The sequence below is a fragment of the Lentzea roselyniae genome (assembly GCF_039537795.1).
GTDB classification, from domain to species: domain Bacteria; phylum Actinomycetota; class Actinomycetes; order Mycobacteriales; family Pseudonocardiaceae; genus Lentzea; species Lentzea atacamensis.
The window spans coordinates 1-6,328 of sequence record NZ_BAABBE010000090.1 but is presented as its reverse complement, the minus strand read 5'-3'; the positions used below and the strand labels follow the sequence as shown (position 1 = coordinate 6,328).

The 6,328-nt window shown below is 66.1% G+C and carries 6 protein-coding genes; 5 read left to right on the top strand and 1 reads right to left on the bottom strand.

The window, feature by feature from the left end; genetic code table 11:
• Positions 1 to 114: 114 nt before the first annotated feature.
• Complete coding sequence (locus ABFX45_RS45705) at positions 115 to 2,529, bottom strand: AfsR/SARP family transcriptional regulator (protein WP_346137350.1); 2,415 nt, start codon at positions 2,527 to 2,529, stop codon at positions 115 to 117.
• 128 nt (positions 2,530 to 2,657) lie between these two features.
• Between ABFX45_RS45705 and ABFX45_RS45700 the strand changes: the two genes are divergently transcribed.
• From ABFX45_RS45700 to ABFX45_RS45680, 5 genes are all read left to right on the top strand, one after another.
• Positions 2,658 to 2,834, top strand: a complete 177-nt coding sequence (locus tag ABFX45_RS45700; protein ID WP_346137349.1) for a hypothetical protein — start codon at positions 2,658 to 2,660, stop codon at positions 2,832 to 2,834.
• Position 2,835: 1 nt separating this feature from the next.
• Positions 2,836 to 3,399 (top strand): hypothetical protein, encoded by a 564-nt coding sequence (locus ABFX45_RS45695; RefSeq protein WP_346137348.1) that lies wholly within the window; start codon positions 2,836 to 2,838, stop codon positions 3,397 to 3,399.
• Entirely contained in the window at positions 3,390 to 4,088 is a 699-nt protein-coding gene (locus ABFX45_RS45690) for a hypothetical protein (RefSeq protein ID WP_346137347.1), read from the top strand. The genes ABFX45_RS45695 and ABFX45_RS45690 overlap by 10 nt, the downstream gene beginning before the upstream one ends.
• A 210-nt stretch (positions 4,089 to 4,298) precedes the next feature.
• Complete coding sequence (locus tag ABFX45_RS45685) at positions 4,299 to 5,315, top strand: GNAT family N-acetyltransferase (protein WP_346137346.1); 1,017 nt, start codon at positions 4,299 to 4,301, stop codon at positions 5,313 to 5,315.
• Positions 5,316 to 5,894: 579 nt separating this feature from the next.
• Positions 5,895 to 6,317 carry a hypothetical protein gene (locus tag ABFX45_RS45680; RefSeq protein WP_346137345.1) on the top strand — a complete coding sequence of 141 codons (423 nt, stop codon included), beginning with the start codon at positions 5,895 to 5,897 and terminating at the stop codon, positions 6,315 to 6,317.
• Positions 6,318 to 6,328: the final 11 nt, after the last annotated feature.

Below are 6,328 nucleotides of genomic sequence, written 5' to 3'. Positions count from 1 at the left end.
GGACTACGGTGAGCATGGGCGTGCCTTCCCGACCGACGCGCCAACGTCGGCCTGCTTGAGATCAGCTACTCGATCACCGGGAAGGTACGCCCCTCACCGGCCGATCCACAGGTCTCAAGCATTGCTCGCGTGGTCCGGGTGCTCGTCGTCATGGGCGATGAGCGCATGGCCCATGCGGAAGTGTTCTTCTGCTGCCACGTAGTTGTCCTGGTCCAGGTACATGAGTCCCAGATGGATGAGCAGTGATGCCTCGCGTTGGTCGTCGCCGGCCTCTCGCACCAGCTTCAGGGCGCTGCCGAAGTGGCGGATCGACTCCTCCCTGTCACCGCGCTCGCGGCATACTGACGCGAGTCCTGACCAGCAGAGCGACTCGCCGAAGGAGTCGCCGTCCTTGTTCGCCGCCTCGGCCGCGGCTGCATACAGCTCGTAGGACTGGCCGCCGTAGTTGTTCAGCCGCAGGTATGGCTCCATGGTGCACACGAGCCGCCACGCATGGCCGTGCCAACCGTTGTCCGCGGCGAACCGGGCGGCGGCGGTGAGGTTCGGGAACTCCTGGCCTAGCACGGCTGTCGCGTCTGCGGCGGAGGCGGCGGGTCGTACTTCCTGAGGTGGCACGTTGTCGGTGAACGTTCTCCTGGCGGAGGCGGTGAAGAGCGCATGGCACCACTTCTCGGAGGCAGCCAGGTAGTAGTCGAGCAGGCGCTGTGATGCGGCTCGTTGCTCGGGCGCGGATTCCGTCTCGTCGAGCAGTTGGATAGCGCAGTCCCGCACCAGGTCGTGGAAGTGGAACTGGCCGGGCGAGTTCTGCTTCAGCAGGTTGAAGTCGAACAGTTCGTCCAGGCAGGACTCCGCGTGCTCCACCGTGATGCCGACCAGTGCGGCGGTGGACCAGGCGTCGTACTCGGTGCCTGGGTGCAGGCTCAGCAGCCGAAAGACCTTGCTCTGCAAGGGAGGAAGATACCGGTGCGAGAGCTTCAACACCGCCATCACGTTGCGGTTCTCGACCTGCAGGAAGCGGGCTCGGTACGTGTGGTCGCGGATGCGGCTGACCAGGTCGGCGACGGTCCAGCTGCCACGGTCGCGCAGGCGGGCCGCGGCGATGCGAATCGCGAGCGGCAGATACCCGCACAACCGCACTGCCTCTGCGACGGCTTCTGGTTCCTTGTCAGCCCGTTGCTCGCCGATCACGTTGGCGAACATGCTCGCGGCTTCTTCCGGGGTCAGCACGTCGAGCGACATCGGCACGGTGCCGTCCAGCGCAGAGAGTCTCCGTCTGCTGGTGACGACGACCAACACGCCCGCGCTGCCAGGCAGCACCGGACGGACCTGTGCCGCGTCGACCGCGTTGTCGATCAGTACGAGGCTCCGGGTGCCGACGAGCTGGGAGCGCCATAGCGCGCCGCGAGCTTCCGTTCCGGACGGGATCAGTTCGGGTGGTACTCCGCTGTCCCGCAACAGTTGTTCGAGCGCCTGTTCCGCCGTGAGAGGCTCGACACCCGCGCTGTACCCGTGCAGGTCGACGAAGTACTGGCCGTCTGGGAACTGCTCTGCGACCTGATGGGCGAAGTGAACGGCGAGGGTCGTCTTGCCAACGCCGCCCATTCCGTCGATCGCGGAGATCACGAGCGTGGTCGGCTCTGTGCGGAGGACTTTCTCGGCCAGCTCGTTGAGTTCCGCCGACCGGCCGGAGAAGTCATTGCTGTCGTGGGGGAGGTAGAACCTCGACGAACGCTCGTCGTGCCGGCTTGTCTTCGTCTTGGTCGCGTCAGCTCGGCCGGTTGTGGCGGTGATCGTGCCGTTCAGGATCCCCAGCTGTAGTTCGCGCAGTTCCGCGCCAGGATCGAGGCCGAGCTCGTTGGCGAGTGCTCTTCTACCCTCTTCGTAGACGGTGAGAGCGTCTGCCGGTCTGCCGCTCAGGAGCAGTGCCCTCATCAGACTCGCGCGCAACGACTCCCGCAGCGGGTGCTGCCGGACGAGCTGGGTGAGCTCGGCGATGATCGAACCGGATTCCCCCTCGCGCATGCGGTAGGAGGCGAGCTGCTCCACAGCGGCGAGCCTGCTCTCGTTCAGCCTCGCCGCGACGGTCTCGACTGTCAGACCGTCGAGTCCGCCCAGCGCCTCCCCGCGCCAGACCGACAGCGCCGAGGAGAGCAGCTTGATAGCCGCAGGCAGGTCACCGCGGGCCTCGGCGTCCCGTGCGGCACGGCTTCCCTCACGGAAGTGGTGGAGGTCGATCAGCTCCTCGGCGACGTCCAGCCGGTAGCCGGCATCGGATCTTGTGATGTGGGCGTCGCAGGCGAGGTCGGCCAGAGTGCGGCGCAGACCGCCGACGGAGTTGTGGATCTGCTGGCGCACCGAGCTGGGCGGGTCGTGCCAGAGCGTGTCCACGAGCTGGTCGACCGGCACGACCCGGTTCGCGTCGAGCAGGAGGATCGCGAGGAGCTTGCGCTGGCGGGCGCCGCCGAGCCTGACCGGTTGGCCGGACTGAAGCACTTCGAACGGCCCGAGCAGGCAAAACTCCACGTTCATCTATTCAGCATACTGATCGAGGTCGCGCTGAGTAGTGTGTACGTAGCACTTGGGTAGTGACAGGCGATCAGCTTGTCGCCGGTGTGCTGCCGTACGGGGCAGCGTGGATATCGCCTATGGGGGCATAAGTGAAGAAGAAGACGATCGTGGGGTTGGTGCTGGTGGCGGCGGCCTTCGGTTCGGTGTGGGCTGCGGGCATCGCCTCAGCGGGGGAATCGCCGAGCAAGGCTCCGGAGGTCCAGAACACGGTCCTCACGGACATGCCTGGCGACACCACGGCATTTCCCCCGATCACCCTGGGTTGAGGTGTTGAGGGGGTTGGACCGCTCGTCCGGCGATGACTCGGTCGACGACGACGTCGTCGCGGGTAGTGCCCGTGGCCTCGGCTTCACAGCTCTGGTGCTGACGGCCGGGTTCGTCCTGGGATGGCTCGCCCAGCTCGGTGTTCCCGGGCTGGGCGGGTTCTCGGTGCTGTGGCCGCAACACTGGAAGTTCTTCACCGGCTTGGAGCGAGACTCTGTTGTGGCCTACCGCGTGACCGAGCCGGGTCGCATGCTCCTGCCGATCGAGGATGTCGAGTACCGCGGTCTTGGAAATGCCGTCGAGGTCCGCTACGCCGAGGCGTGGCAGTTCGCGCTCCGCGTGCCCGACGCGCGGTGGCAAGCCTGCTCCAGGGAGGACGTACTGGCCTGCGGCCTCGAACTCGCTGCGGACAACGTCCACCGGATGAGGAACGAGTCCGCCGGGAACCTCCTTTGTGGACACCTCGCGTTGTCCGTCGAGCGGACCGACGTACCGCCGGTCGGCCGGTTGCCGGCCGCGCCGACGCGCGTGTACCGGATGGCGTTGGTGGACATCGAATGCGGCTGACGAGGACGTGCTCCGGGGATCTCCTCGCGAGGTTTGCGCTGGCCGCCTCGCGTACCGAGCTGCGCGGGCCAGGGCTGGTCGTCGGCCGTTGCCTGCTCGCTCTCGCCCAGCTGTCCACTGTGGTCTTCAGTCGTGACGCTGTGCTGTTCTCCCCTGTGCTGAGCCCGCCGGACGGCGTGCGTTGTGAGGGGATGCGGTCGACTTCGCTTTGGTGCGTGACCCAGGTGTCCGGTCACGGGACGGTCATTAGCCGAATCGTGACAATCGGCGTGCTGCTGGTCGTGTTGTCGGGGTATCGCCCCAAGCTCACCTGCGTCCCGCACTGGTACGTCGCGTTCAGCTCGGTCGTCGCGGCGCCTTCATCGGACGGTGGGGAGCGGGCGCTCATGCTCGCGACCATGCTGCTGATCCCGTTGTGCCTCGGGGACGACCGGCGGTGGCAGTGGACGCGTCTGCACACACCGCCGGCTCCCGCGTGGAGGGGAGCGGCGTTCGCCGCGGGGTACGCGCTGCGGCTGCAGCTCTCCGTCATCTATCTCGGCGCGGTGGTCTCCAAGCTCGCTGACCCCTTGTGGCGTCAGGGGAGTGCCATGTTCGTGATCGCGTACCACCCTGAGGCCGGTTTCCAACGTCCGTGCGGGATCTCCTGGAGCCCGTCCTGCACACGTACTGGATGGTTGCCGCCCTGAGTTGGTCGGTGATCGGTGCCCAGCTGATGCTCGTGGTCCTGCTCTGGAGTGGTGCACGCGCACGGCGGTGGGCGTTCGCGCTCGGTTTGGGCTTTCACGTCGGGATCATGTACCTGATGAGCCTGGCCGCCTTCGGTTTGGCGATGATCGGCGTGCTGGTGCTTGTGTGCGCGCCGCCACGCCGTGTCGGGAAGAGTGTTAGGAACAGAGATGACTGTGAAGATCGAAGTCGAGCCGTTTGAGCCTGACCAGGCGGCAGCGGAGGACCTGACGGCGCTCTACGAGCTGTCGATGGCCGCTGTGCGTCTGGATCGCCCGGATTTGGTGGTGCCAGGCTACGACGACTGGGTGGCCGGCCTGCGGCAACCTGCCGCGGGCTTCGGGCCTCGGGGCTCGTGGGTCGCCCGTTGTGATGGTGAACTGGTGGCCAAGGCCGTCGTCTACTTCCTGCCGGGCGAGAACGAGCACTTGGCGTTGACAGAGATCACCGTTGCGCCGCAACGGCGGCGTGCGGGTGTGGGGACCGCTGTGCTCCGGGCGTTGTTGCCGGAACTCGAAGCTCGTGGCAGGAAGGTCGTCGAGGGCTGGGAACTGTCCAAGGGTGGAGTGGGGGAGCAGTGGGCGCTCGCGGTGGGGCTGCGCATCTCCAAGTCGACGATCTCGCAGACCCTGGCGGTCCGTGACACCGACCCCACGCTGTGGGACGTGCCGGCTCCTGAGGGTTTCAGGGTGGCCGAGTGGGCGGGATCCGCACCCGATGAGCTGGTGACGTCGTATGCTCACGCGCTTTTCGCGATGCACGACGCACCCGCCGGCGACTCCGAGTACAGGATCGGGGAGTGGACGGCCGAGCGCATCCGTGACGCTGAGGCCCGCCATCGCGAGCAGAACGTCGTGCAACGGGTGGTGGTCGCGGTGTCCGAGGCGACAGGTGAGGTTGCCGCGCTGACGCAGCTGGACCTCTACACCGCCTATCCAGAGTGGGCAGTCCAGCAGGACACCGCCGTGATACCCGCGTACCGCGGCAAAGGTCTCGGGCGGTGGGTCAAGGCGCACATGTTGCGGGCACTGCTCGCCGAACGGCCGTCCACAGAGAAGATCTACACGAACGTGAACGCCGACAACGAGCACATGATCAGGGTGAACGAACAGATCGGATTCACCACCAGCCGCTCGACGGTGGGGGTCAGCGCGGAGATCGCCGAACTGCGCCGGCTGCTGGGCTGAGCCCGTCGCGGTGCAGGACGAACTTACGTTCGCGCTGGCGAGTCTCACACTGAATGTGCTGGAGCGGAACCGGAGCACGGCAAGGAGTTGAATTGGCAGTGTGAGGGTCAGGGTTCGAGTCCCCTCAGCTCCACAAGTTGTAGAACCCGTCTGATCTAGCGGTTACCGCTGGTCAGGCGGGTTCCTTGCGTTTCACCGGTGATCACCTCTTGATCGCCTTCTGCTGCTCTGGTGGAGAGGTTCTGAAGCGGCTTTCTCCACGATGATCGTTTCCTGGGGCATTGGTCTGCCTGGATGTGGTGTCCCTCTTGCTAACGGGGTGAGGGTCGCTGGGTTGGTTATGCGGCAACGGAGCCGGAGAGTCGTCGCGGGGCCGGTTCTGGTGCTGTGGGGTGTGCTTTGACGGCTGCTTTGGCTTTGTGCCAGCGGCGTTGCAGGTTGTTGAGGAGTCGTTGTTCGACTTCGGGTGCGACGTGGGAGTAGACCTCGGTGACGCGGTTCCCTGCGTGCCAGGGTGAGTTGAGTCCAGTGGTTCACAGCAAGCCGGCCTGACGCAGGGCGAGATTCGGATTGATTGACATGACCCGCAAGGCCAGGCCCTCGGTGGTCGAGGACGATGATGGGCGGATGGATTCCCAGCAGCCGCGTGGTGACGGGCCGAGGCGGCGGCGTGCGTTCAGCGCGCCGGAGAAGCTCGCGCATCTGAGCGCGTACGAGGCGGCGTGTGAGCACGGCGACGGTGGCGGATATCTGCGGCGAGAGGGCTTGTACTCGTCGTTGATCAGCGAGTGGCGCAAGCAGCGCGATGCCGGGGTGTTGGCGGGCAGGAAGCCCGGCGAGAAGGTCGGCAAGCTGTCCGCGGAGCAGGCCGAGATCGCCCGGCTCACACGGGCGTGTCATGCGAACCGTGTAAGTCAGAGGTGTACCAAGATCGACGCGCCGGATTGGCGGTCGGAGGGGGCACCGAGTGACACAGGACACATCGTCTCGTCAGGGAGATGAGGCGGCAGCGC